The sequence below is a fragment of the Pantoea sp. ICBG 828 genome (assembly GCF_002928355.1).
Lineage (GTDB): Bacteria > Pseudomonadota > Gammaproteobacteria > Enterobacterales > Enterobacteriaceae > Pantoea > Pantoea dispersa.
The window spans coordinates 393,781-414,360 of sequence record NZ_POWN01000004.1 but is presented as its reverse complement, the minus strand read 5'-3'; the positions used below and the strand labels follow the sequence as shown (position 1 = coordinate 414,360).

Below are 20,580 nucleotides of genomic sequence, written 5' to 3'. Positions count from 1 at the left end.
CCTTTTCCGCTGGCAGCCGTGCTGTGCGGCACGGCTGCATCTGTTAGGCTCAGGCGACCATCACCTCATTATTGATTAACAGCGTCGCGCTGTGGTCGAGACTCTCAAACACCTGCCACACTTTGCCACCGCTCTGCTGCGTCCCCTGCTGCTGCCACTGCTGATAAAATTGCGTGCTATCGCTGAGCTGCACCACGTCACCGGCGTCACCATCAATCAGCCAACTGCGCGTGCGCTCTGGCAGCAGCACATCCTGTTGCGCCTGCTGCAACAGCTGCTGCGCATCCAGCTGCAGCAGATTGTCCCCGGAGCCGGTGAGATCGATATGCTGCAGGCCGCTGATATGCTGCGTCAGCTGCTGATAATCAAGCTGCTGGTGTTCTCCTTCCAGCACCAGCGCAGAGAAGCCCTGCAGCGGTTGTCCGCTATGCGCCGCCAGCCACTGCTGCACATCATTCAGATGCAGCTGCGCGCCCTCCTGTTCCTGCGTTTCCGGCAGCGTATGGTGCTGGATCAGACTCTCGTCTTTGCCCCAGCGCACAGTATCAATAATCCAGCCGACATCGCGCTTCACCAGCACGTTCCAGCACAGCACTTTTTTATAGGTATCCGGATCTTCGCCCGAATGGACGTCAATATAGCCAATCTGCTGGCCCGCCGGAGCCTGCCAGCTAAAGGTGTTCAGGCCCTGCTCAGACCGGCTGGCGCCACCGGGCTGCAGGTATTCGCGCCCCAGCAGCTCGCCGCTGGGGGAGAAGATATCCACGTAGGTATCGCAATTGTGGAGATAGCCATAATTGAACTCGACGTAATTGGTGGCACCAAAATCAAACTGCACGACTGAATGATCCAGCATCTCAATCGCTTTGCTTTCATAGCCATCCGGCCGGTTCATTATGCCGGTATAGAAACAGTTGTTGCTGGTGCCATGTTTCAGTTCGGTGACTTTCAACCCGCCGTACTGATACACCCGGCCGGTTTGCCAGCTGGTATTGGCGCGACAGTTCCAGTTCTCTTCGCCAGAACTGTGCTTCACGCCAGAGTCATAGTTAATCGCCCAGTTGGGCGCATAGTTGCTGATGTTACCCGCCAGATCGACTGCTTTTACCGTAAAGTTGTTGCTACCCGGCTGCATGTCGCGGTCCGGGGTAATCTGCCAGCGGCCATCGGCCCCCACCGTCGCGCTGCCGGCTGCCACGCCGTTCTGGTACAGCGTCACCTGACTGTAAGGCTCGGCCTGTCCGGAAAAATCGAGCCGCTTATCGTCGGTGGTCTGGCCCGGCAGCACCGGCTGGATGGTGCCGACGTCATCGATAGCCTGCAGGATGGCGGGCGTGTTGATACGGGTGTCGATGGTCAGCGTCCAGCTGTCGCTCCATTGACTGACGTTGCCGGCCTTATCGCTGCTGCGGCTGCGAAAACGCCAGTCGCCGTCCGGCAGCAGATCCTGCGGCGGCGTCCAGTGCCAGTGGCCGCTGCTGTCGACGGTGGCCGTACCGCCGACAACCCACTTTCCGCCCGGTGCGGCATACTGAATGCGCACCACGCTGCCGGGCTCGGCTTCGCCGTGCAGTTCCGGCCGGACATCATCGGTGGGTTTGCCGCGGCCAAACTGGCCCTGATACAGCCCGCGATTGTCGTCGTAATAGCTGAACGTCGGCGTTTCCGGGGTAAGCGTATCGAGATGAAAGGTCCACTTCGGCGACGGCTGACTGCGGTTGTCGGCGCGGTCCTCGGCCTGCGCCGTCAGGTTATAGGTTCCGTCCTGCGGCAGATCGAGCTGCGCCTGCCAGTTGCCCTGCGCATCGGCACGGACAGAGGCGAGAAGTTGGTTGCCATTATAGAGATAAACCAGCGCGTTGGCTTCGACCTGCCCGCGTACCACCGGCTGATCATCGTTGGTATAGCCGTTACGCCTGATGCTGTTACCGTCCTCCACGCCGCCGGCAACGTGGTCTTCAATCGCTTCAATGATCGGTCTGGCGGGCGGATGGGTATCAATATTGTAATCCACGCGCGTGGGTGCGCTGTGATTGCCGGCGGCATCCACGGCGGTGAAGGTTAGCTGGTATTCACCATCGGCCATCGGCTGCGGCGGCATCCACTCGAAGTGGCCATTGATCACCGGCACGCGTAGCGGATTGCCACCGTTAACCGTCACGATGACTTCAACGGCATCCGGCGTTTGCACCGTTCCCTGCCAGCGTTTTTGCGGGTCGTTGTACCAGCCGCGTTCGGCAACGATAACCACAGGGGGTGATAAAACCGGGTGTGAACTGGAAGCAGAGGTGTCAGAAAATAACATAAAATTTCCTTAAAAATTAATAAGTTCAATAGGCTGAATGCCCGTTGATATAGTTATTAATGCGGAAATTTTGCCGTTATCAGATTCGTCCCGAATCTAAGACAACCCGTTAAATCATGGCTTAAAAGTTGCGGGGATAAAAAAGGCGCCACTGTTCAGAAGAACAATGACGCCGTGATGTTCCGTGCATTCAGCGGCAACGCGGCTGGCTTAGCCCTTTACGTTCTGCATCAGCGTCTTGCGCTGGCTTTCCAGTGCGGTCACCCGGTTACACACTTCATGACCGAAGTTCTGGAAATCCTGCTCCTGATTGTTCCATTCAGTCTGAATCGACTGCTGTAGCCCGCCGAGGTTGCCCATCAGCGCCTGCAGCGGATTGCTGCCGCTGGCGGCCTGTTTGGTGCCCATCTCGTTCAGACTATCCTGCAACACCCCGCCCAGCGTGCTCTGCACCAGCTTCTCGCCGTCGGCGCGCACCTGCTCAATGGCCTGATGGTGGAAGGTCAGGCCATCCGGGCGATGCTCGATGATGCGGTTCATCTGCTGCTTAAGCTGGCCGTTCAGCGTGGTCAGGCGATTGCGCACATTACTGTCCGCCCCGAGTTTTTCGACGATCACTTTATCCAGCGCCACGCGGCCCCGCTCCAGACGGGTGGTTGCGCCGCTGTCGACCCACGGCAGATCGCGACGCAGCGCGTTCTGGTAGTCAATCGCCTGCTGGCGCGTGGCGTTATCGACGCTCACCGCCTTGCCGTTGAACTGCACATCGCCCTGCGGCGTGATTTCAAGGTTGCCGTTGCTGCCCACCACCTGCACGCTCTGGGGTTTGATGATCACATCATCCTTTGGATTGACGCTGCACTGATAGTCAGCATGCGCCTGAGCTGCCGCCAGCAGCAGCGCGGCGAGAAGAGCCTTACGAACCATGAAATCTCCTGCAGATGTGAATAGTCTGATAAGCGGTGGCATTGTGCTGCGTCTGGCGATGCGCAATAAATTGCGCCGCTACGAAAGGTGCATTGGACAAGCGAGTCAACCAACACGCACTGAATGTGTAGCGGCGCGATTCATCGCGCGAAGTTATCGCTAGTGGTGATACTTAGTCCCACCAAACGTCGAAGAGTTCAGTGACCTGAATATCGGCGAGATTTTTCTTTTCCAGCCAGTTACGCACCAGCTCGCGGTGCGCGTCGGTGCATTTGCCGGTCTGCTGCAGACACACCAGCCCTTCCCACACCAGATAGCCGCTGCCGTCATAGGCCAGACCATTCGGATCGATCACCTCATTGATGAACTGATCGAGCGTGGCATCCACCTCTTCTTCGCTGGTGCCTTCGGCAAAACGCCAGGCAACAGAGAAGCCCAGCTCCTGAAACTCATCAACATGCAACTTTTTACGTAAACGGCGGCTACGTTTTACAGCCATTATTTCACCCTCTCAAACATCAGATCCCATACGCCATGGCCCAGTCGCTGCCCGCGCTGCTCAAATTTGGTTAACGGACGCGTTTCCGGACGCGGCACGTAATTCTGGCTCTCCGACTGATTGCTATAGCCATCGATGCTGCTCATCACTTCCAGCATATGCGTGGCGTACTCTTCCCAGTCGGTCGCCATGTGGAACACGCCGCCCAGCTTCAGCTTGCGCAGCACCAGCTCGGCAAACGGTACCTGGACGATGCGGCGCTTGTTGTGGCGCGCCTTATGCCATGGATCCGGGAAAAACAGCTGCACCATGCGCAGCGAATTGTCCGGCACCATGTTTTCCAGCACTTCCACCGCGTCGTGACACATCACGCGCAGATTCTGCACGCCAGCCTCTTTGGCCGAGGCCAGACAGGCACCGACACCCGGCGCATGCACTTCAATGCCGAGGAAGTTCTGATGCGGATTGTTCTGCGCCATGGTCACCAGCGAGGCGCCCATGCCAAAACCAATCTCCAGCACCAGCGGCGCTTCGCGGCCAAACAGCGCGACCATGTCCAGCGGCTGCGGCTGATACTCGACGCCCATCTCCGGCCAGTAATTGTCGAGCGCGAGCTGCTGTCCTTTCGTTAAGCGCCCCTGGCGGCGCACAAAACTGCGGATACGGCGCAAAGGCCGCCCGTTCTCATCAAATTCCGGGGTGATGACGTCATTAATCATGTTGAAACCTGCTGGTTAGCCTGTTCAGGGAAACGGGCATTATGCAAAGTTAAGTAACAGAAGCAAGCCTTTGCAATCTTCCGGTTTACACCCTGATGTCTCTGTGCTGGAATTCCTGCCTGATTGTAGAGTAAACACGGAAAATTTCCTTCTTATGATGCAGGCGCCGCAGTTCGCGCAACAGGTGCTGGAGTGGTACCAACGCTTTGGCCGTAAAACTCTGCCGTGGCAGCTGGAGAAAACGCCCTATAAGGTGTGGCTCTCCGAAGTGATGCTGCAGCAGACGCAGGTTGCCACCGTTATTCCCTATTTCGAACGCTTTATGGCGCGCTTCCCCACGGTTGCCGACCTGGCCGCCGCGCCGCTTGATGAAGTGCTGCATCTGTGGACCGGTCTCGGCTATTACGCACGGGCGCGTAACCTGCACAAGGCGGCTAAACAGGTGGTTGAGCGGCACGGCGGCGTATTCCCGCCCCATTTCGATGACGTCGCGGCGCTGCCAGGCGTCGGCCGCTCCACGGCGGGCGCGATTCTGTCGCTGTCGCTTGGCCTGCATTTCCCGATCCTCGACGGCAACGTAAAACGCGTGCTGGCGCGCTGCTATGCAGTGAGCGGCTGGCCGGGCAAAAAAGAGGTGGAGAAGCGGCTGTGGCAGATCAGTGAAGACGTCACGCCAGCGGAAGGCGTCAGCCAGTTCAATCAGGCGATGATGGATCTCGGCGCGTTAGTGTGTACTCGCTCCCGCCCGAAATGCGAAATCTGCCCGCTGAATAGCGGCTGCGCGGCTTATGCACAAGGCAACTGGGCTGATTATCCCGGTAAGAAACCGAAAGTCACGCTGCCAGAGCGCAGCGGCTGGTTCCTGATGCTGCAGCACGGCGACGAGGTGTTTCTGGAACAGCGTCCGCCGGTGGGTTTGTGGGGCGGCCTGTTCTGCTTCCCGCAGTTCACCAGTGAGCAAGCGCTGACTGACTGGCTGGCGGCGCGCGGCATCCACGCGAAGCCGCAGCAGCTTACCGCGTTTCGCCACACCTTCAGCCATTTCCACTTAGATATTGTGCCTATGTGGCTGGTGTGGCCTTCCTCCGGGTCGCTGATGGATGAAGCCGGCGGTCTCTGGTATAACTTAGCGCAACCACCGTCAGTGGGGCTGGCCGCGCCGGTAGAGCGCCTGCTGCATGAGCTGCGCCATCCCCGGCAGCTTCAACTGCGAACCAGTTTGACCGAAGAGGAAGAGTAATGAGCCGCACCATTTTTTGTACTTATCTGCAACGCGACGCTGAAGGCCAGGACTTTCAGCTCTATCCTGGCGAACTGGGTAAGCGCATCTACAATGAGATTTCCAAAGAAGCCTGGCAGCAGTGGATGTCTAAGCAGACCATGTTGATCAACGAGAAGAAGCTCAACATGATGAACCCGGAAGATCGCAAAGTGCTGGAGAAGGAGATGGTGAATTTCCTGTTCGAAGGCAAAGATGTGCACATTGAAGGTTACACCCCGCCAGAAAAATAAACGTTCAGGGCCTCCCTTTGAGGCCCTCTTTTTCGAGTCAGGCACGCATTCACAATGAATAAAAAACTGATAGCACTGCTGGTCATCGCACCCCTGTTAGTCTCCTGCTCCGGACAAAAAAAATCGCAGTACCATGAAGAGTGGGTTAAGGACACCAACGGTTTTGACATTCTGATGGGGCAGTTTGCCGCCAACATCGAGAATATCTGGGGAATCAATGAGGTTCTGATCGCCGGACCCAAGGACTACGTCAAATACAGCGATAACTATTACACCCGCAGTCACATCAACTTCGACAGCGGTAGCATCACCATTGAGACCATTTCCGGCACCGATCCGATGGCCAGCCTGCGTCAGGCCATCATCACCACGCTGTTGATTGGTGACGATCCGGGCAACGTCGATCTCTACTCCGACGCCAACGATATTCAGATCAGTAAAGAGCCACTGCTGTACGGCCAGGTGCTGGATAACACCGGTCAGCCGATCCGCTGGCAGGGACGCGCCGGTAACTTTGCTGATTACCTGATTCAGAACAAACTGCAGAAACGCACCTCCGGGCTGCACGTTATCTGGTCGGTGACCATTCCGATGGTGCCTAACCACCTCGACAAACGTGCGCATAAATATCTGCCGCTGGTGCGCAAAGCGGCCGAACAGTATGGCGTTGATGCCTCGCTGATTCTGGCGATCATGCAGACCGAATCGAGCTTCAACCCTTATGCGGTAAGCAACGCCGATGCGCTGGGTCTGATGCAGGTGGTGCAGCATACTGCCGGGGTCGATGTGTTCCGCATGAAGGGCAAATGGGGTAAACCGAGCCGCAGCTATCTGCTCGATCCGGCCAATAATATTGATGCCGGTACCGCTTATCTGTCGCTGCTGCAGAAGAGCTATCTCGGCGGGATTCAGGATCCGCTATCACGCCGTTACGCAGTGATCACCGCTTATAACGGCGGGGCGGGCAGCGTGCTGCGCGTGTTCTCCAGCGATAAAGACCGCGCCTTCGCCACCATCAACGGCATGTCACCGAGCCAGGTGTATCAGACGCTGACCACCAACCATCCGTCGGCCGAGTCGCGCCGCTATCTGTACAAAGTGAGCCAGGCACAGCGCAGCTACCACCGTTATTGATTAGCGCTCATCGCCACCTTCTCCCGCCTGCGGGAGAAGGTGCCGTGCGGTAGGGAACAGCCCCCTCCTACAACATCATATTCGCCACTAACCGCTTGTGCCCGCTGTCATCCTCCTCGGTGTAAACCCCCTGCAACTCCGGTGAAAAGCCCGGCAGCAGATTGATACCCGCTTCCAGCGCGAGGAAATAGCGCTGCACTGCCCCGCCCCAGGTTTCGCCTGGCACTACGCACAGCACACCCGGCGGATACGGCAGCGCCCCCTCGGCGGCAATGCGCCCTTCGGCACTGGCGATCGGCACCAGCTCAACGTCACCGCGAATATACGCCTGATGCGCATCCTGCGGATTGACCTCGACTTTCGGGAAACACGCCTGGCGAAACATGTCGCGCTGCAGATCCTTGACGTCGTAGCTGACGTACAAATCGTGCATCTCCTGGCACAGGCGACGCAGCGTGTAGCCCTGATAGCGCTCAACGTGCCTGCGATACACGCTCGGCAGCACTTCGGCCAGCAGCGCATCTTCCCGCACGTGCTGTTCAAACTGCTCCAGCATCGCCACCAGATGCGCCATTTTTTCCGGCGTTTCCGCTGGGGTCAGCAGGAACAGGATTGAGTTGAGATCGCACTTCTCCGGCACGATACCGTTCTCGCGCAGATAGTTGGCGAGAATGGTGGCCGGAATGCCAAAGCGGGTATATTCGCCGCTGGTGGCATCGATGCCTGGCGTGGTGAGCAGCAGTTTGCACGGGTCCACCAGATACTGTCCGGCATCGTAACCGGCAAAACCGTGCCACTTCGCGCCCGGTTCGAAGCTGAAATACGCCGGATCGGCGGCGATGGTGGCGGTTTCTGCCGCCTGCCATGGCTTGCCGTGCACCTGCTCCGGCAGGAAGGGTTGAATCAGGCTGCAGCGCTCGAGGATTGCTTTGCGTGCCTCAATGCCCAGCGTGACGCAGTCGTGCCACATGCTGCGCCCCGCTTCGCCCTGATGCATTCTGGCGTTGATATCCAGCGCAGCGAACAGCGGATAGAACGGGCTGGTTGAGGCGTGCAGCATAAACGCGTTGTTCAGCCGCTTATGTGGGCAGAAGCGTTTCTGGCCGCGAATATGGTTATCTTTCTTGTGAATCTGCGAAGTCTGCGAGAAGCCCGCCAGCTGCTTATGCACCGACTGGGTGACAAAGATCCCCGGATCGTTCTCGTTAAGCTCCAGCGTCAGCGGCGAGCAGCCGGCCATCAGCGGAATAAACTGCTCATAACCCAGCCATGCCGAATCAAACAGAATGTAGTCACACAGATGCCCGATGCGATCCACTACCTGGCGCGCGTTGTATACCGTGCCATCGTAGGTGCCAAGCTGGATGATCGCCAGCCGGAACGGGCGCGGCTGATCCGCGCGCTGTGGCGCGACCTGGCGCACCTGCTCGCGCAGATACGTCTCGTCGAAACAGTGCGCATCGATGCCGCCAATAAAGCCAAACGGGTTACGCGCCGCTTCCAGATAAACCGGCGTGGCGCCCGCCTGAATCAGCGCACCGTGGTGGTTAGATTTATGGTTATTGCGGTCAAACAGCACCAGATCGCCGCGCGTCAGCAGCGCATTGGTCACCACTTTGTTGGCGCTGGAGGTGCCGTTCAGCACGAAGTAGGTTTTATCGGCGTTGAACACGCGCGCGGCATATTTCTGCGCATCCTTGGCCGAGCCTTCGTGGATCAGTAAATCGCCCAGCTTGACGTCCGCGTTACACATATCGGAGCGAAAGACGTTCTCGCCGTAGAACTCATAAAACTGACGTCCGGCCGGATGGCGGCGGAAAAACGCCCCGCCCTGATGGCCCGGACAGGCAAAGGTGCTGTTCTGCATATCGACATAGCGCGTCAGGGTGTCGAAAAACGGCGGCAGCAGTTCCGCCTCGTACGCCTGCGCCGCCTGCTCCAGCGCCTGCCACTCTTCCGCTGCGCCGTTGATCTCTCCGGTCACGCCCGGCAGCGTCAGCACCGCGTCATCAAAGGCGTTCGCGACAAACACCGGCAGATTGAAGCCAGTCTGGCGCAGCAGCGTCAGCACGCCGCTGCGTGTATCGGCCAGCGAGACCACTACCGCGGCTACGTCGGTGAAATCGGTATTATCCAGCGTCACCACGTCGCGCGCGGTGTTGAGACTCAGGCTTGGCGCTACCGCTACGCTGGCAGCAATTTTCAATGGGTTCATAACACAAATCCCCGTAATGAAGGATGAGTGGGTGCCAGTGGCACAGCAATGAGGAAATTTCCCCGGCGAATAACGTCCGGCGGCCGCAACCGATAGACATCAGTAAAGCCAGATCGCGTCTGTCTTTACTCATATCCAACAGCGAACGGGGCGTAGCCTCACCGCATGGTGAGCGGGAAATGCGAACAACAGATGACAGAGGCGCGCTTGTCATGAAGCGCACGGCGACAAGTGCAGATGTGCATTGTACCGGACATGGCGGCGTCCTCAGCGATGAAGATGGGGAATAAATTCGGGCGACATGATGGCATCTTTTTTTCCCGCGAACAACCAATCAGCGCGGAATTTTGATGCAGAACGCCAATGCGCTACTTCATTGATTTAAATGAATAATAGTTAAAGCATCTATTTTTAACTGCCTGAATAGTCGAAGGTTATGCAAAGTTATGCAGAATGTAACGCCGGTGCGATAGCGACCGCCTGCCGCGCCCATCCGCCTGGCGCTCCCTGCGGCAGAAGCGTACTATGGAGCGCACTTCTCCCAACCAGCCGGAGGCTGCATGTTCAAGGCACTGGTCATTGAAAATGATGAACAGGGATACCGCACATCCCTGCAGGATCTGTCAGAGCAACAATTACCCGATCAGGATGTTACCCTCGAAGTAAGCTACTCCACCCTCAACTACAAAGATGCGCTGGCCATCTGCAATAAAGGGCCGATTGTGCGCCAGTTTCCCATGGTGCCGGGCATCGATTTTGTTGGCCGGGTGATCCACAGCCGTCATCCGGAGTGGCAGCAGGACGATGTTGCGCTGCTCACCGGCTGGGGCGTGGGTGAAAAACACTGGGGCGGGCTGGCGCAGAAAGCCAGCGTCTCCGGCGACTGGCTGGTTAGCGTCCCGGCGGCGCTCAGCCCGCTGCAAACCATGGCGATTGGTACCGCCGGCTTTACCGCAATGCTGTGCGTGCTGGCGCTGGAAAAACAGGGCATCACACCGCAGCACGGTCAGGTACTGGTTACCGGTGCCAGCGGCGGCGTGGGCAGCTTCAGCGTGAGCCTGCTGGCGCGTCTCGGCTATGAGGTGGTGGCATCCAGCGGCCGCGCCAGCGACAGCGCCTACCTGCTCGATACGCTCGGCGCCTCCGCGATTATCGACCGTAACGAACTGAGCGCGCCCGGCAAACCGCTGGCGAAAGAGCGCTGGGCCGCCGCGATCGATAGCGTCGGCAGCCACACGCTGGCCAATGTGTTAGCCGGGATCCAGCGCGACGGCGTGGTCGCCGCCTGCGGCATGGCGCAGGGCCTCGATCTGCCTACCAGCGTTGCGCCGTTTATTCTGCGCGGCGTTACGCTGGCCGGCGTGGACAGCGTGATGTGCGCCAAACCGCTGCGTCAGCAGGCGTGGCAGCGTCTGGCGGAGCTGGTTGACGGCGCGCAGCTGGAGCAGATGACCAAAGTGATTCCACTGAGTGAGGCGCGCGCAGGCGCAGAACAACTGCTGGCGGGCCAGGTGCGTGGTCGGCTGATTGTCAATTGCCGCCAGGCGCCCTGACCCGGTGCAGTTATGGCCGCAGCTGGATCTGCGGCCGATCCTGCGCTGGCGGCGTAACCACCTGCAGGTCGGCCTGATACCAGCGTGTCAGAATCGGTTCGGTCATCACCGCGTGCGGCGCGCCCTGCGCCACCAGCTGGCCGTGGTGTAACAACAACACCCGATCCGACCACAGTGAGGCCAGATTCAAATCGTGCAGCACCGCGCAGACGCTGAAGCGGCCATTGCGCGTCAGCCGGTGCAGCAGGCGCAGAGTGGACTGCTGCCAGTAGAGATCGAGCGCGGAGGTGGGTTCATCCAGCAACAGCCAGCCGCGCGGGCCGTCGTCATGCCACAGCTGCGCCAGCACCCGGGCCAGCTGCACGCGCTGCTGCTCCCCGCCCGACAGCGACCGATAGTCGCGCTGCGCCAGCGGCGCGCTGCCGGTTAACTGCATCACCTCCTGCACCACCGCCTGGCAGTTACCGGCCGGCCAGGGTGCGCGCCCCATCGCCACCACGTCGGCAGCCGGCAGCGGAAAGGTGACGCTGTTTTGCTGGCGCATCACCGCGCGGCGCTGCGCCAGCGGTTCACGCGGCCAGGCCGCCAGTGGACGATCGCCCAGCCAGCATTCGCCGGCGTCCGCGTGCAGAAAGCCGGTCAGCAGCCGCAGCAGCGTCGACTTACCGGCACCGTTAGGACCGATCAGGGCAACCATTTCGCCCGGCGGCAGCGTCAGGGAAACATCATCGATTAAGGTACGCGTTCCCCGGCAAAACCGCAGTCCGCGCGCCTGCAACTGCTCACTCATTCAGCCCCCTTTGCTGGCGCAGAATCTGCCACAGGAACCACGGCCCGCCCAACAGACTGGTTAGCAGCCCGACCGGCATTTCGGCCGGAATCACCACGGTGCGCGCCAGCGTATCCGCCAGCAACAGCAGAATCGCTCCCGCCAGCGCCGCGCCCGGCAGCAGCCAGCGGTGGTCACTGCCGAGACAAAAACGCATCACGTGCGGCACCACCAGCCCGACAAAACCGATAATGCCGCTGACCGCCACCGCCGTGCCCACCAGCAGCGCACTCAGCACCAACAGCTGGCGCTGCGTGCGTTTAACATCGACGCCCATATAGTGCGCGTCCTCTTCGCCCAGCTGCAGCAGATTGAGGCGACGCGCGCGCGTCTGTACCAGCAGCAGCGCCGGAACAATCAGCAGCGCGCACACCAGCAGGCTCGGCCACTGGGCACCCGTCAGGCTGCCCATGCCCCACAGCGACAGCTGACGCAGCTGCTGGTCGTTGCTCAGCCACGACAGCACGCCAACCGCCGCGCCGCATAGCGCATTAATCGCAATGCCCACCAGCAGCAGGCGCGCCAGCAGGCCCTGCGCCAGCCGGCTAAAGCTGAAGATCAGCAGCGTTACTACCAGGCTGCCGGCAAACGCTGCCAGCGAGGGCAGCCAGAGCGCCAGCAGCGGCGGCAGGCTGACCGGCAACACCACTGAGAGCGCCACCGCCAGCCCGGCACCGCTGCTGATACCCAGCAGTCCGGGATCGGCCAGCGGATTACGAAACAGCCCCTGCATCACCGCGCCGGACACCGCCAGCGCCATGCCAGTCAGCACCGCCAGCAATACGCGCGGCAGGCGAATTGTGAGCCAGATTTGCCAGGCCAGATCGCTGAGCGGCGCCTGCCACAGCGTGCGCAGCGACAGCGGCATCGCGCCGAGGTTGGCCGCCAGCAGCATGCACACCAGCATGCTGATACTCATTAACATCAGCCAGCGCATCATCAGGCGGTTAATCATGCTGCACGGCTTCCGCCGCATGGCGCAGGCGCAAAATCGCGTCCGGCGTATCGAGGCCGAAACTCAGCAGCGCCATCTCATCAATCACCAGCAGCGCGTGATGCTGGCCGGCCGGCGTCAACTGCAGGCCCGGCAGCGCCCACACCGCCTGTTCGCCACCCAGCGTGCGCAGCCCCTCTTCGCCGACCACCACCAAATCCGGTGCCGCCGCCACGACGCCCTCCTGCGACAGCTGCTGATAGTGCGGCACCGCGCCCATGGCATTGACCAGGCCGGCAGCGCGAATTGCGCCGTCAGCGCCGGTCTGCGCACCAGCCGCCTGGGTACGTAATCCACCGTGCGCCATGATAAACAGCACTTTCACCGGCAGCGGCCGCTGCGGTAGCTGCGCACGCTGTTTGTTGACCTTGTCGATCAACGCGCGGGCCGCCTGTTCACGCTGCAGCGCTTTGCCAATGGTGGCGATTTTGTCCGTGATGGCGTCGAGGCGGTTATCCCCACTGACCTCCACCACCGTTACCCCGGCGTCCGCCACCTGCTGCAACACCAGCGACGGTTTAGCCAGCGCGCTGGCCAGTACCAGCGTCGGTTTCTGTGCCAGAATGCCTTCCGCGTTGAGCTGGCGCATATAACCGATATCCGGCAGCCTGGTGGCCGCCGCCGGATGCTGGCTGGTGCTGTCGCGCGCCACTAGCTGCGCCTGCGCATCCAGCGCGTAGACGATCTGCGTTACATCGCCTCCGATAGTAATGATGCGCTGCGCCGCCCACGCCGGCAGCGTCAGCAGAGCAAGCAGTGTCAGGATCAGCGCTTTCATGCGGCGGCTGCTGTCGGCGTCAGCGCCATCACCTGCTCGCGCCAGCGTGCCTGTTCCGGCGTGCCCTCGCTGCGCTGGCCGTACAGCTGGGCAATCTGCGTGCCATCGGCAGCAAACAGCTCCAGACTGGTGACGAAGCCATCGCCGCCCGGCTTGCGCGTCACCCAGCTCTCGTGAATGCGATCCGCCATCAGATGCAGCGTGAATGTGGGGTTAAAAACGTTAATCCAGTTATCCAGCGGCACCACTTTCCCGATAGTGCCGGTAAAGATCTGGGTACAGCCGCGATTGCCGACGAAGATCATGATTTCATTGCCATCCTGCTGTACCTGGCCCAGCAGCGTTGCCAGCGCGGTGTTGCTCACCTGACGCGCTAAATCATCCGGCACCGCGCGAAACGCCTGCGGCCGCGAGAGATGGTGACGCTTCAGCAGGCCAAAGAACTGATGCACATCGGTCATGGCACGCCACTCCGCTTCGACAGTGCCGGCATCCACCCTGTCGCTGAACGGCGTGGCGCTGACCGGCTGCGGCTGCAGCTGAGGCGCGTGCGCCAGCCGGAAGCGCTCAATCAATGCCTGCCACGCCGGCATCTCCGTTTGCGCGGTGGTGTAGATTTTCAGCACCGCATCAGCGTGACGATCGAAAATCTGTATGCTCTGTCGTTCGCCGTGCGCGGTCTGCTCGCGCAGGAAGAAAGCACTGTGCCACTGCGCGGGAAACAGACGCTGGTCGAGCGCACGCGGATTAAGCACCAGCCCGCCATGTTCGCCGAGATGCAGATTGCTGTAGGTTCCCACCTGTTCGTGCACCGCCCAGGCATTGCGCGTAATACTTTTGGTCTCACCCACTGCCGCCAGCGCCGTCAGCAGCGCCGGAAAATCGGCGCGCAGCGGCTGCGCGTCGTGGCCCACGCGCGCTTCGCACAGCTGTGCTTCCCCTATGCCCATCAGCGCGGCTAAATCACGCGCGTACATTTTTGGATGCTGGCCTTTCAGCGCCAGATAGTGTTGATAGCGTTGATGCATTGCGCTTGCTCCCGTGAAAATGCCCTGCGCCACCGCAGGGCGAAAAGTGATTAGAAGTCGACGTTCACGCCGAGCTGCCAGGTGCGTCCCGGCATCACGGCCAGATTGATGTCGTTGCGCTCCTGCGCGCTGGCGCTGGTCAGCGTGCGGCTGCTGAGGTAATCCCAGTATTTACGATCGGTAATGTTGTAGACACCGCTGCTCAGCCTGACATTTTTCGTTAGCTGCCAGTACGCGGTGGCATCGATCAGGCCGTAGCCCGGCACGCGCATGTATTCGCTGCTGGCGTCGCTGATGGCCGCCCCGCTGTTGCTGTAGCTCTCACGGTTGGTGGCGCTGGCCTGTTTGCCTTTGACGAAGGTGGCGGTGAGCGCAGCGCCGTAACCGCGCGCTTTGTCGTCCCACGCGACGCCGACAATCGCTTTCAGCGGCGCGACGCTGTCGAGATCGATGTATTTGTCGCCCAGATAGCGGGATTTCGCTTTACCCTCGCTGTAGCCGAGCGCGAACGTGCTGCTCAGGCCATCCACGGTCGGGAACCAGCTGCCGTAGTTGACGCGGGTGCTGATCTCCGCCCCATAAATGTAGGCTTTGTCGCGGTTCTCAGCCTGATAGCTGGTGTAGATGTTGGCCGGAACATTGACGAACATCGCCGGGTTGGTGGCGCGGCGATAGCGGGTGTAGGCAATAAAGTTTTTGTAGGTGTTGTAGAACACCGAGGTATTGAGGGTGATGCCGTCGGTCGGCTGTCCTTTCAGACCCCACTCAAAATTGTTGCTGGTCTCGGTTTTCAGATCGGTATTACCAATCAGCGCATACTGCGCGCTGCCGGCGTAGCTTGAACCAAGGTTCCACGAGCCGTACAGCTGGCTGGTGGTCGGGAACTCCACGCCGCGCTTATATTGCAGCCAGGTGGTGAGCGCCGGATTGATATCGTACTGGAAGGTCAGTGACGGCAGCACTTCGGTGTCTGAATTGGTCTTGCCGTACAGTTTTTCCACCTGCTCTGCGGTCAGCACCGTGCTGCCGTTGGTCAGATCGCCGAGGTTCTTCGGTTTGGTGCTTTGATGAATAACACGCACGCCGGGAATCACCGCGAAATTGTGGCTATCGAGATCGAAATTAATTTTATCCTGCAGATAACCGGCCACGGTCCAGGAACGGCTGTCTGACTGCGGCTGGGTGATGGTGCCGAAGGTGCCCGGGTTCGGCTCCTGGCGGAACGGACGCTCGCTGTTCTCCACGCGCGCGTTGACGCCGCCGCTCAGCTCGTGGCGGCCGAGGGTTTTGCTGGCGCGCGTGTCAAACCCTAAAGTATCGACGTTGTAGTCAGAGTAGACGAAACCGTACTGACTGGCGCTGGTCGGTAACCAGGTGGTGTCGTGCGCCTCGGTTTGCTGCCAGTAAACCCGCGTGGTCAGCGTATCGATCATCTCGTTGTACGGCGTCCACTCATCAGCAAGATTAATGCCCCAGCGGCGCGAATCGCTCTGCTGTTGCGCAGTGCCCCAGATAGTGTTGCCGCTGCTGCTGTCCCAGGTATCGTAGTGGGTGTGATTGGTTTTGTGGTAGTAGTCGAAGGTGGCGCTCAGCTTGTGCTGATCGTTTGGCTGCCAGATTCCCGACGTCATAAAGGCATCCGAGTGCCAGTTGGCCGGGTAGGCGTCTTTTACGCCGCTGTTGTTGCGCGTCTGCTGGCCGTCGCGGCGGCTGTAGACAAACAGGCCGCGCAGTTCATCATCCCCTGCCGCCGCGGTGATGCCATTGTGCCAGCTGCGATCTGCCGAACTGTAGTCGCTCTGATAACCGAAATAGTGGGTTTTATCGCTGCTGAGGTAGTCGTCCGGCGACTTGTTATGAAACGATACGTTACCGCCGATGGCGGTGTTAGGTTGTTCCACCGATGTAGCGCCCTTCTCAATTTCGACGCTGCCAAACATATACGGGTCGATGTAGTCGCGACCGATACCGAAGGTATTGTTACCGGCACGACTGACGTACGGACGACCGGTGGCGTCCGGTACCGGAATGCCATCAATATCCAGACCGACACGGTTACTTTCCAGCCCGCGAATGTTGTAGCCGGTGTAGCCTGCACGGTCAAAGCCGCTTTTACCGGCTGACGAACCGCCCGCCGCACCAGTGGCGCTGACCAGCGGCTCATAACGCATGATCGAACCGAAGTCATTGGCGCCGCGTTTTTGCAGATCGCTGGCGGTGAGCGTGGTTTTGCTGCCGGCCTGCTGCTTAGGCGCGGTAACGGTCATTACCGGTTCATTGCTGCTGTTGTTCTCTGCGGAACGCGCCAGCGTACTGCTGTCGCTGGCGGCATAGCTGCAGGCTGCGTGAATGGCTGAAGCAAGAACAGCGACGATAAACAGACGCTGCCGGAAATTTCCCTGAAGGTGTAAAGACATGCGCGAAATACCTGGTTAATTGTTAGTATTCGCTCACTTATTTGCTGCCAGAAAACCACGGCTTTATGCTAAAAACCGTGAAACAGCGCGTCACGCTGGCCAGATAATGTTATCGATCCCGGCACCTGTGGCACAGTGTCATGCGCGCTTCAGTGCACAGCTGCCGTGTGTCACTGGCAGCGGCGCCGAAGGGATGCCTGCGGGATTTATAGAGAGTAAAATGATGGCGAAAACAATTTAATGCAATTGGTAATCATTATCAATATCATTTGCATTAAGATGTATCTTTGTGCGCACAATTTGTTAACCCATGATTAATCAAGCACTAACAGGAGGGATAGGATGTCAGATAAACCGGCAGTAACCATTCACTACTGTACCCAATGTAACTGGCTGCTGCGTTCGGCGTGGATGGCGCAGGAGCTGCTGCATACCTTTGCCGGCGATCTCAGCGCGGTCACGCTCCAGCCCGGCAGCGGCGGCGTATTCGAGATTAGCATTGATGGTCAGGTAATTTGGGAACGCAAACAGGAAGGCGGCTTTCCCGATGCGGCAGCACTGAAGCAGCGGGTGCGCGATGTCTGCTGGCCGGATCGCGAACTGGGGCATGTGGACAAGAAGAAACCGTAACGCGCTTAGCTGTTGGCGATCTTCTCTGCCGCGTCCTGCAACGCCGCCACGACAATCTCCACCGTGGCCGGTGAAATCTGCTCCTGCGACAGCCGGTGATTGAGCGTATAGCGAAGCGTATGGATCGCCTGCTCCACCTGCGGAATGCTGCGGTTGTTGACCAGGATCGCCAGCGAAGTGAGCCGCCCGATAATCACCGCCACGTTTTCGCCATTTTCCGCCAGCAGCGCGCGGCCCGCATCGTTAAGCGCGTAGGCTTTGCGCGTGGCCTGGGCATCCACCACGCGAATGGCGTCCATCTCTTCCAGCAGCGTCAGGTTGGGATAAATAATGCCGGGGCTGGGGGAATATTCGCCTTTCGACAACTCTTCCACCGATTTGATCAGCTCATAACCGTGCGCCGCGCCGCTGGCCAGAAAGTGCAGCATCAGCAGGCGAATATCACTGGCATCCAGCATCCTTTCGCGCCGCTTTCTGCGTGCGCCGGCACAGCTGGCACGCTGTGCCGCATCGGCGTGCTCTGGAACATCCCGCTGCTGTTTCATCGCCTTCCCGGGGTCAGTTGAGGGAGGTTGATAGTAGTCTGGTGCCTGGTAAAATTCAACACAGGTGGCAGCGGGCGGGCGCCGGTTATTTCTGATGCCAGTAAGCGACGGCGCGCACCAGGTCGCTGTGCGCCGCACGTTGCTGAGTAAAATAATCGCTCAGCTGTTTCACCGCCGCGCCTTCGCCGGTCAGCCAGATGAAGTAGTCATCAGCAGGCAGCATAATCGGGTCCAGCAGCGGCGTCAGCGCCTCAGTCTGCATGTTGCCGCTGCCGAGCCAGCTCACCGTGACGTCCGGCAGGTCGCCAAGATACGCGCGGCCGACTGGCTCATCAACACAGGCCAGCAGATGAATCTGCTGTGCCTGCATTTCCTGATAGCGGCGCTTAAACGCCGGCAGACCGGTCTCATCACAGACATAAATCTGACAGGCATAATCCACCGGCACGACGCATGAGCCGCGCGGGCCGCCCATCGCAATGCGATCGCCCGGCTGAGCGGCACTCGCCCAGCTGCTGGCGACGCCGCCGTCGTGGATGTAAAAATCCAGCGTCAGCGAATCGCTGCCGTTAAAGGCCAGCGGCGTATAGTCGCGCGCCGCCGGACGCACGCCGTCAGGCCAGACGATGCCTTCGTCGGTCATGTGTGGCAGCGCCAGCGCACCGCCCGGCGTATCCGGGAAAAACACTTTGATGTGGTCGTCAAAAGAGGGCGAGTGGAAACCCGCCAGATCGCTGCCGCTAAAGACGATGCGCCAGAAGGCATCGGCCACCCGCGTTTTGCTGGCGACGGTGATGTGACGGAAGCGTAATTCATTGCGCACGCGTTGTGGAGCGCGATAGTGAGTCGGGTTTGGCAACGTTTCTCTCCCTGCAGCGACGGTCCCGCGCTACTGCGCTACCGCACACCGCTGATGGTGCATGTTATCGAAAATCATTCTCATTAAACGCCTTGCAAGATACCTATGATATATTTTCGACGCAATGCCGAAAAATGCTATTGGCGAAAACGGAACCGGTTTTTGCAAGGTGAGGAAGCGTTTTTGGCGGGGATTTTCACGGCTTCAGGTCGCCATAAATGGCGACCTGTTGAGGTAGTCGCAAGCCGCACGATATTTGTAGCGGCGCGATTTATCGCGCAATAAATTGCGCCGCTAGCGAAAATGCTGCCGTTTTGACAGGAGGTGAGCTGTTAAAGCGTTGAATGACGAAAAACAATGCCGTTGAATATCTGCATAGCAGAGCTGCGCATAAAAAAAGCGGAGAGTTGCCTCTCCGCTTGTTTCTGTCTGCGCACCCGATTAGCGGGTCAGATCGTCAAAGAACTTCTTTACGCCGTCGAAGAAGCTTTTCGAACGCGGGCTGTTTTTCTCGCCGGTGGGTCCGCCGAAGCTCTCTTCCAGCTCGCGCAGCAGCGCTTTTTGCTTGTCGTTGAGGCTGACCGGGGTTTCCACCACCACGCGACACAGCAGATCGCCGACCGCACCGCCACGCACCGACTTCACGCCTTTGCCGCGCATGCGGAACAGCTTGCCGGTCTGGGTTTCTGCCGGCACTTTCAGCTTCACGCGACCGTCGAGCGTCGGCACTTCAATCTCGCCGCCCAGCGCTGCCATGGCAAAGTTGATCGGCACTTCGCAGTACAGGTTGTTATCTTCACGCTCGAAGATCGGGTGTTTCTTCACCGAAACCTGCACGTACAGATCGCCAGCCGGTGCGCCATGTTCGCCCGCTTCACCTTCTCCGCTGAGGCGGATACGGTCGCCGGTATCGACGCCCGCCGGGATTTTCACCGACAGCGTTTTCTGGCGCTCAACGCGGCCATGGCCGTGACAGGCGTTGCACGGATCTTTAATCACCGAGCCGCGACCGTGACAGGTCGGACAGGCTTGCTGCACGGTAAAGAAGCCCTGACGCATCTGTACCTGGCCCGCACCGTGACAGGTCGGACAGGTCTGCGGCTGGGTGCCCGCTTTGGCGCCGCTGCCGTGGCAGACATCACACTCTTCCAGCGTTGGAATGCGGATCTCTTTGGTCACGCCGCGTACCGCTTCTTCCAGCGTCAGTTCCATGTTGTAGCGTAAATCGGCGCCGCGTGAGGCGCGCTGACGGCGACCACCACCAAAGATATCGCCGAACACGTCGCCAAAGATATCGCTGAAGTCGGCACCGCCGCCACCAAAGCCGCCGCCGAAGCCGCCACCACCGCCCTGCTCAAACGCCGCATGACCGTACTGATCGTAAGCTGCACGCTTCTGCGCATCGGTGAGGATCTCGTAGGCTTCCTTGACCTCTTTGAATTTCGTCTCGGCCTCTTTATCGCCCGGATTACGGTCCGGGTGATACTTCATCGCCAGGCGCTTATAGGCCTTTTTGATTTCGCGCTCATCGGCGGATTTTGAGACGCCTAAGATCTCGTAAAAATCACTCTTAGCCATTTTTCTCTGCCCTTAACATGATCGCACGGGCGTGGAGAGATCTCCGACGCCCGTGCTG

Annotated in this window: 18 protein-coding genes; 5 read left to right on the top strand and 13 right to left on the bottom strand. The window is 59.6% G+C overall.

The genetic code is table 11. The features are described 5' to 3' along the window. Nucleotides 1–49 precede the first annotated feature (49 nt). The 4 genes from C1Y43_RS12355 to trmB form a co-directional block, all read right to left on the bottom strand. A complete protein-coding gene (locus C1Y43_RS12355; RefSeq protein ID WP_058776228.1) occupies nt 50–2,305 on the bottom strand; it encodes an Ig-like domain-containing protein in 2,256 nt (751 codons plus the stop codon). A gap of 210 nt (nt 2,306–2,515) precedes the next feature. Next, nucleotides 2,516–3,232, bottom strand: a complete 717-nt coding sequence (locus C1Y43_RS12350) for a DUF2884 domain-containing protein (protein ID WP_104188379.1) — start codon at nt 3,230–3,232, stop codon at nt 2,516–2,518. 172 nt (nt 3,233–3,404) lie between these two features. Continuing rightward, entirely contained in the window at nt 3,405–3,731 is a 327-nt protein-coding gene (locus tag C1Y43_RS12345) for a YggL family protein (RefSeq protein ID WP_021313105.1), read from the bottom strand. Continuing rightward, nucleotides 3,731–4,450 (bottom strand): tRNA (guanosine(46)-N7)-methyltransferase TrmB, encoded by a 720-nt coding sequence (trmB, locus tag C1Y43_RS12340; RefSeq protein ID WP_021506621.1) that lies wholly within the window; start codon nt 4,448–4,450, stop codon nt 3,731–3,733. The genes C1Y43_RS12345 and trmB overlap by 1 nt, the downstream gene beginning before the upstream one ends. 154 nt (nt 4,451–4,604) lie before the next feature. Between trmB and mutY the strand changes: the two genes are divergently transcribed. The 3 genes from mutY to mltC are packed head-to-tail and all read left to right on the top strand — an operon-like array spanning nt 4,605 to nt 7,096. Continuing rightward, nucleotides 4,605–5,690: an A/G-specific adenine glycosylase gene (gene mutY, locus C1Y43_RS12335; protein WP_104188378.1), complete on the top strand. Its 1,086-nt coding sequence runs from the start codon at nt 4,605–4,607 to the stop codon at nt 5,688–5,690. Then, entirely contained in the window at nt 5,690–5,962 is a 273-nt protein-coding gene (locus C1Y43_RS12330) for an oxidative damage protection protein (RefSeq protein ID WP_010617014.1), read from the top strand. Before mutY ends, C1Y43_RS12330 begins: the two co-directional genes overlap by 1 nt. Nucleotides 5,963–6,016: 54 nt before the next feature. Then, nucleotides 6,017–7,096: a membrane-bound lytic murein transglycosylase MltC gene (mltC, locus tag C1Y43_RS12325; protein WP_021506619.1), complete on the top strand. Its 1,080-nt coding sequence runs from the start codon at nt 6,017–6,019 to the stop codon at nt 7,094–7,096. A 67-nt stretch (nt 7,097–7,163) separates the two neighbouring features. Here mltC and C1Y43_RS12320 read toward each other — a convergent pair whose 3' ends face one another. Next, nucleotides 7,164–9,311, bottom strand: a complete 2,148-nt coding sequence (locus C1Y43_RS12320) for an ornithine decarboxylase (protein WP_058757120.1) — start codon at nt 9,309–9,311, stop codon at nt 7,164–7,166. Between the two features lie 560 nt (nt 9,312–9,871). On the opposite strand from C1Y43_RS12320, the gene C1Y43_RS12315 reads away from it, so the two are divergent. Further along, nucleotides 9,872–10,864 (top strand): MDR family oxidoreductase, encoded by a 993-nt coding sequence (locus C1Y43_RS12315; RefSeq protein ID WP_104188376.1) that lies wholly within the window; start codon nt 9,872–9,874, stop codon nt 10,862–10,864. Between the two features lie 10 nt (nt 10,865–10,874). Here the strand turns inward: C1Y43_RS12315 and C1Y43_RS12310 are convergent, their stop codons facing one another. The 5 genes from C1Y43_RS12310 to C1Y43_RS12290 are packed head-to-tail and all read right to left on the bottom strand — an operon-like array spanning nt 10,875 to nt 16,910. Next, nucleotides 10,875–11,654 carry a heme ABC transporter ATP-binding protein gene (locus C1Y43_RS12310; RefSeq protein ID WP_104188374.1) on the bottom strand — a complete coding sequence of 260 codons (780 nt, stop codon included), beginning with the start codon at nt 11,652–11,654 and terminating at the stop codon, nt 10,875–10,877. Beyond that, the gene (locus C1Y43_RS12305; RefSeq protein WP_104188373.1) at nt 11,647–12,648 is read right to left on the bottom strand and encodes an iron ABC transporter permease; all 1,002 of its coding nucleotides are present in this window, start codon (nt 12,646–12,648) and stop codon (nt 11,647–11,649) included. Before C1Y43_RS12305 ends, C1Y43_RS12310 begins: the two co-directional genes overlap by 8 nt. Next, entirely contained in the window at nt 12,641–13,465 is an 825-nt protein-coding gene (locus C1Y43_RS12300; protein ID WP_104188371.1) for a hemin ABC transporter substrate-binding protein, read from the bottom strand. Before C1Y43_RS12300 ends, C1Y43_RS12305 begins: the two co-directional genes overlap by 8 nt. After that, nucleotides 13,462–14,493 (bottom strand): hemin-degrading factor, encoded by a 1,032-nt coding sequence (locus C1Y43_RS12295; protein ID WP_104188369.1) that lies wholly within the window; start codon nt 14,491–14,493, stop codon nt 13,462–13,464. The genes C1Y43_RS12300 and C1Y43_RS12295 overlap by 4 nt, the downstream gene beginning before the upstream one ends. Nucleotides 14,494–14,543: 50 nt before the next feature. After that, nucleotides 14,544–16,910 (bottom strand): TonB-dependent receptor domain-containing protein, encoded by a 2,367-nt coding sequence (locus C1Y43_RS12290; protein WP_104188367.1) that lies wholly within the window; start codon nt 16,908–16,910, stop codon nt 14,544–14,546. Between the two features lie 342 nt (nt 16,911–17,252). On the opposite strand from C1Y43_RS12290, the gene C1Y43_RS12285 reads away from it, so the two are divergent. Continuing rightward, the gene (locus C1Y43_RS12285) at nt 17,253–17,540 is read left to right on the top strand and encodes a SelT/SelW/SelH family protein (RefSeq protein WP_104188365.1); all 288 of its coding nucleotides are present in this window, start codon (nt 17,253–17,255) and stop codon (nt 17,538–17,540) included. A 5-nt stretch (nt 17,541–17,545) separates the two neighbouring features. Here C1Y43_RS12285 and C1Y43_RS12280 read toward each other — a convergent pair whose 3' ends face one another. The 3 genes from C1Y43_RS12280 to dnaJ all read right to left on the bottom strand — a co-directional run bounded on the left by C1Y43_RS12280 (nt 17,546) and on the right by dnaJ (nt 20,522). Next, nucleotides 17,546–18,085, bottom strand: a complete 540-nt coding sequence (locus tag C1Y43_RS12280) for a PadR family transcriptional regulator (RefSeq protein WP_021314062.1) — start codon at nt 18,083–18,085, stop codon at nt 17,546–17,548. 85 nt (nt 18,086–18,170) lie between these two features. Further along, nucleotides 18,171–18,944 carry a siderophore-interacting protein gene (locus tag C1Y43_RS12275; RefSeq protein WP_104188363.1) on the bottom strand — a complete coding sequence of 258 codons (774 nt, stop codon included), beginning with the start codon at nt 18,942–18,944 and terminating at the stop codon, nt 18,171–18,173. Nucleotides 18,945–19,385: 441 nt separating this feature from the next. Further along, nucleotides 19,386–20,522, bottom strand: a complete 1,137-nt coding sequence (gene dnaJ / locus C1Y43_RS12270; RefSeq protein ID WP_021508663.1) for a molecular chaperone DnaJ — start codon at nt 20,520–20,522, stop codon at nt 19,386–19,388. Nucleotides 20,523–20,580 lie beyond the last annotated feature (58 nt).

What these genes read in the sequence shown, in the direction of transcription:
- C1Y43_RS12320 (WP_058757120.1), bottom strand. Translation starts at nt 9,311, where the DNA reads ATGAACCCATTGAAAATTGCTGCCAGCGTAGCGGTAGCGCCAAGCCTG.
- C1Y43_RS12305 (WP_104188373.1), bottom strand. Translation starts at nt 12,648, where the DNA reads ATGATTAACCGCCTGATGATGCGCTGGCTGATGTTAATGAGTATCAGC.
- trmB (WP_021506621.1), bottom strand. Translation starts at nt 4,450, where the DNA reads ATGATTAATGACGTCATCACCCCGGAATTTGATGAGAACGGGCGGCCT.
- dnaJ (WP_021508663.1), bottom strand. Translation starts at nt 20,522, where the DNA reads ATGGCTAAGAGTGATTTTTACGAGATCTTAGGCGTCTCAAAATCCGCC.
- C1Y43_RS12285 (WP_104188365.1), top strand. Translation starts at nt 17,253, where the DNA reads ATGTCAGATAAACCGGCAGTAACCATTCACTACTGTACCCAATGTAAC.
- C1Y43_RS12310 (WP_104188374.1), bottom strand. Translation starts at nt 11,654, where the DNA reads ATGAGTGAGCAGTTGCAGGCGCGCGGACTGCGGTTTTGCCGGGGAACG.
- mltC (WP_021506619.1), top strand. Translation starts at nt 6,017, where the DNA reads ATGAATAAAAAACTGATAGCACTGCTGGTCATCGCACCCCTGTTAGTC.
- C1Y43_RS12295 (WP_104188369.1), bottom strand. Translation starts at nt 14,493, where the DNA reads ATGCATCAACGCTATCAACACTATCTGGCGCTGAAAGGCCAGCATCCA.
- C1Y43_RS12315 (WP_104188376.1), top strand. Translation starts at nt 9,872, where the DNA reads ATGTTCAAGGCACTGGTCATTGAAAATGATGAACAGGGATACCGCACA.
- C1Y43_RS12300 (WP_104188371.1), bottom strand. Translation starts at nt 13,465, where the DNA reads ATGAAAGCGCTGATCCTGACACTGCTTGCTCTGCTGACGCTGCCGGCG.
- C1Y43_RS12355 (WP_058776228.1), bottom strand. Translation starts at nt 2,305, where the DNA reads ATGTTATTTTCTGACACCTCTGCTTCCAGTTCACACCCGGTTTTATCA.
- C1Y43_RS12290 (WP_104188367.1), bottom strand. Translation starts at nt 16,910, where the DNA reads ATGTCTTTACACCTTCAGGGAAATTTCCGGCAGCGTCTGTTTATCGTC.
- C1Y43_RS12345 (WP_021313105.1), bottom strand. Translation starts at nt 3,731, where the DNA reads ATGGCTGTAAAACGTAGCCGCCGTTTACGTAAAAAGTTGCATGTTGAT.
- C1Y43_RS12330 (WP_010617014.1), top strand. Translation starts at nt 5,690, where the DNA reads ATGAGCCGCACCATTTTTTGTACTTATCTGCAACGCGACGCTGAAGGC.
- C1Y43_RS12280 (WP_021314062.1), bottom strand. Translation starts at nt 18,085, where the DNA reads ATGAAACAGCAGCGGGATGTTCCAGAGCACGCCGATGCGGCACAGCGT.
- C1Y43_RS12350 (WP_104188379.1), bottom strand. Translation starts at nt 3,232, where the DNA reads ATGGTTCGTAAGGCTCTTCTCGCCGCGCTGCTGCTGGCGGCAGCTCAG.
- mutY (WP_104188378.1), top strand. Translation starts at nt 4,605, where the DNA reads ATGATGCAGGCGCCGCAGTTCGCGCAACAGGTGCTGGAGTGGTACCAA.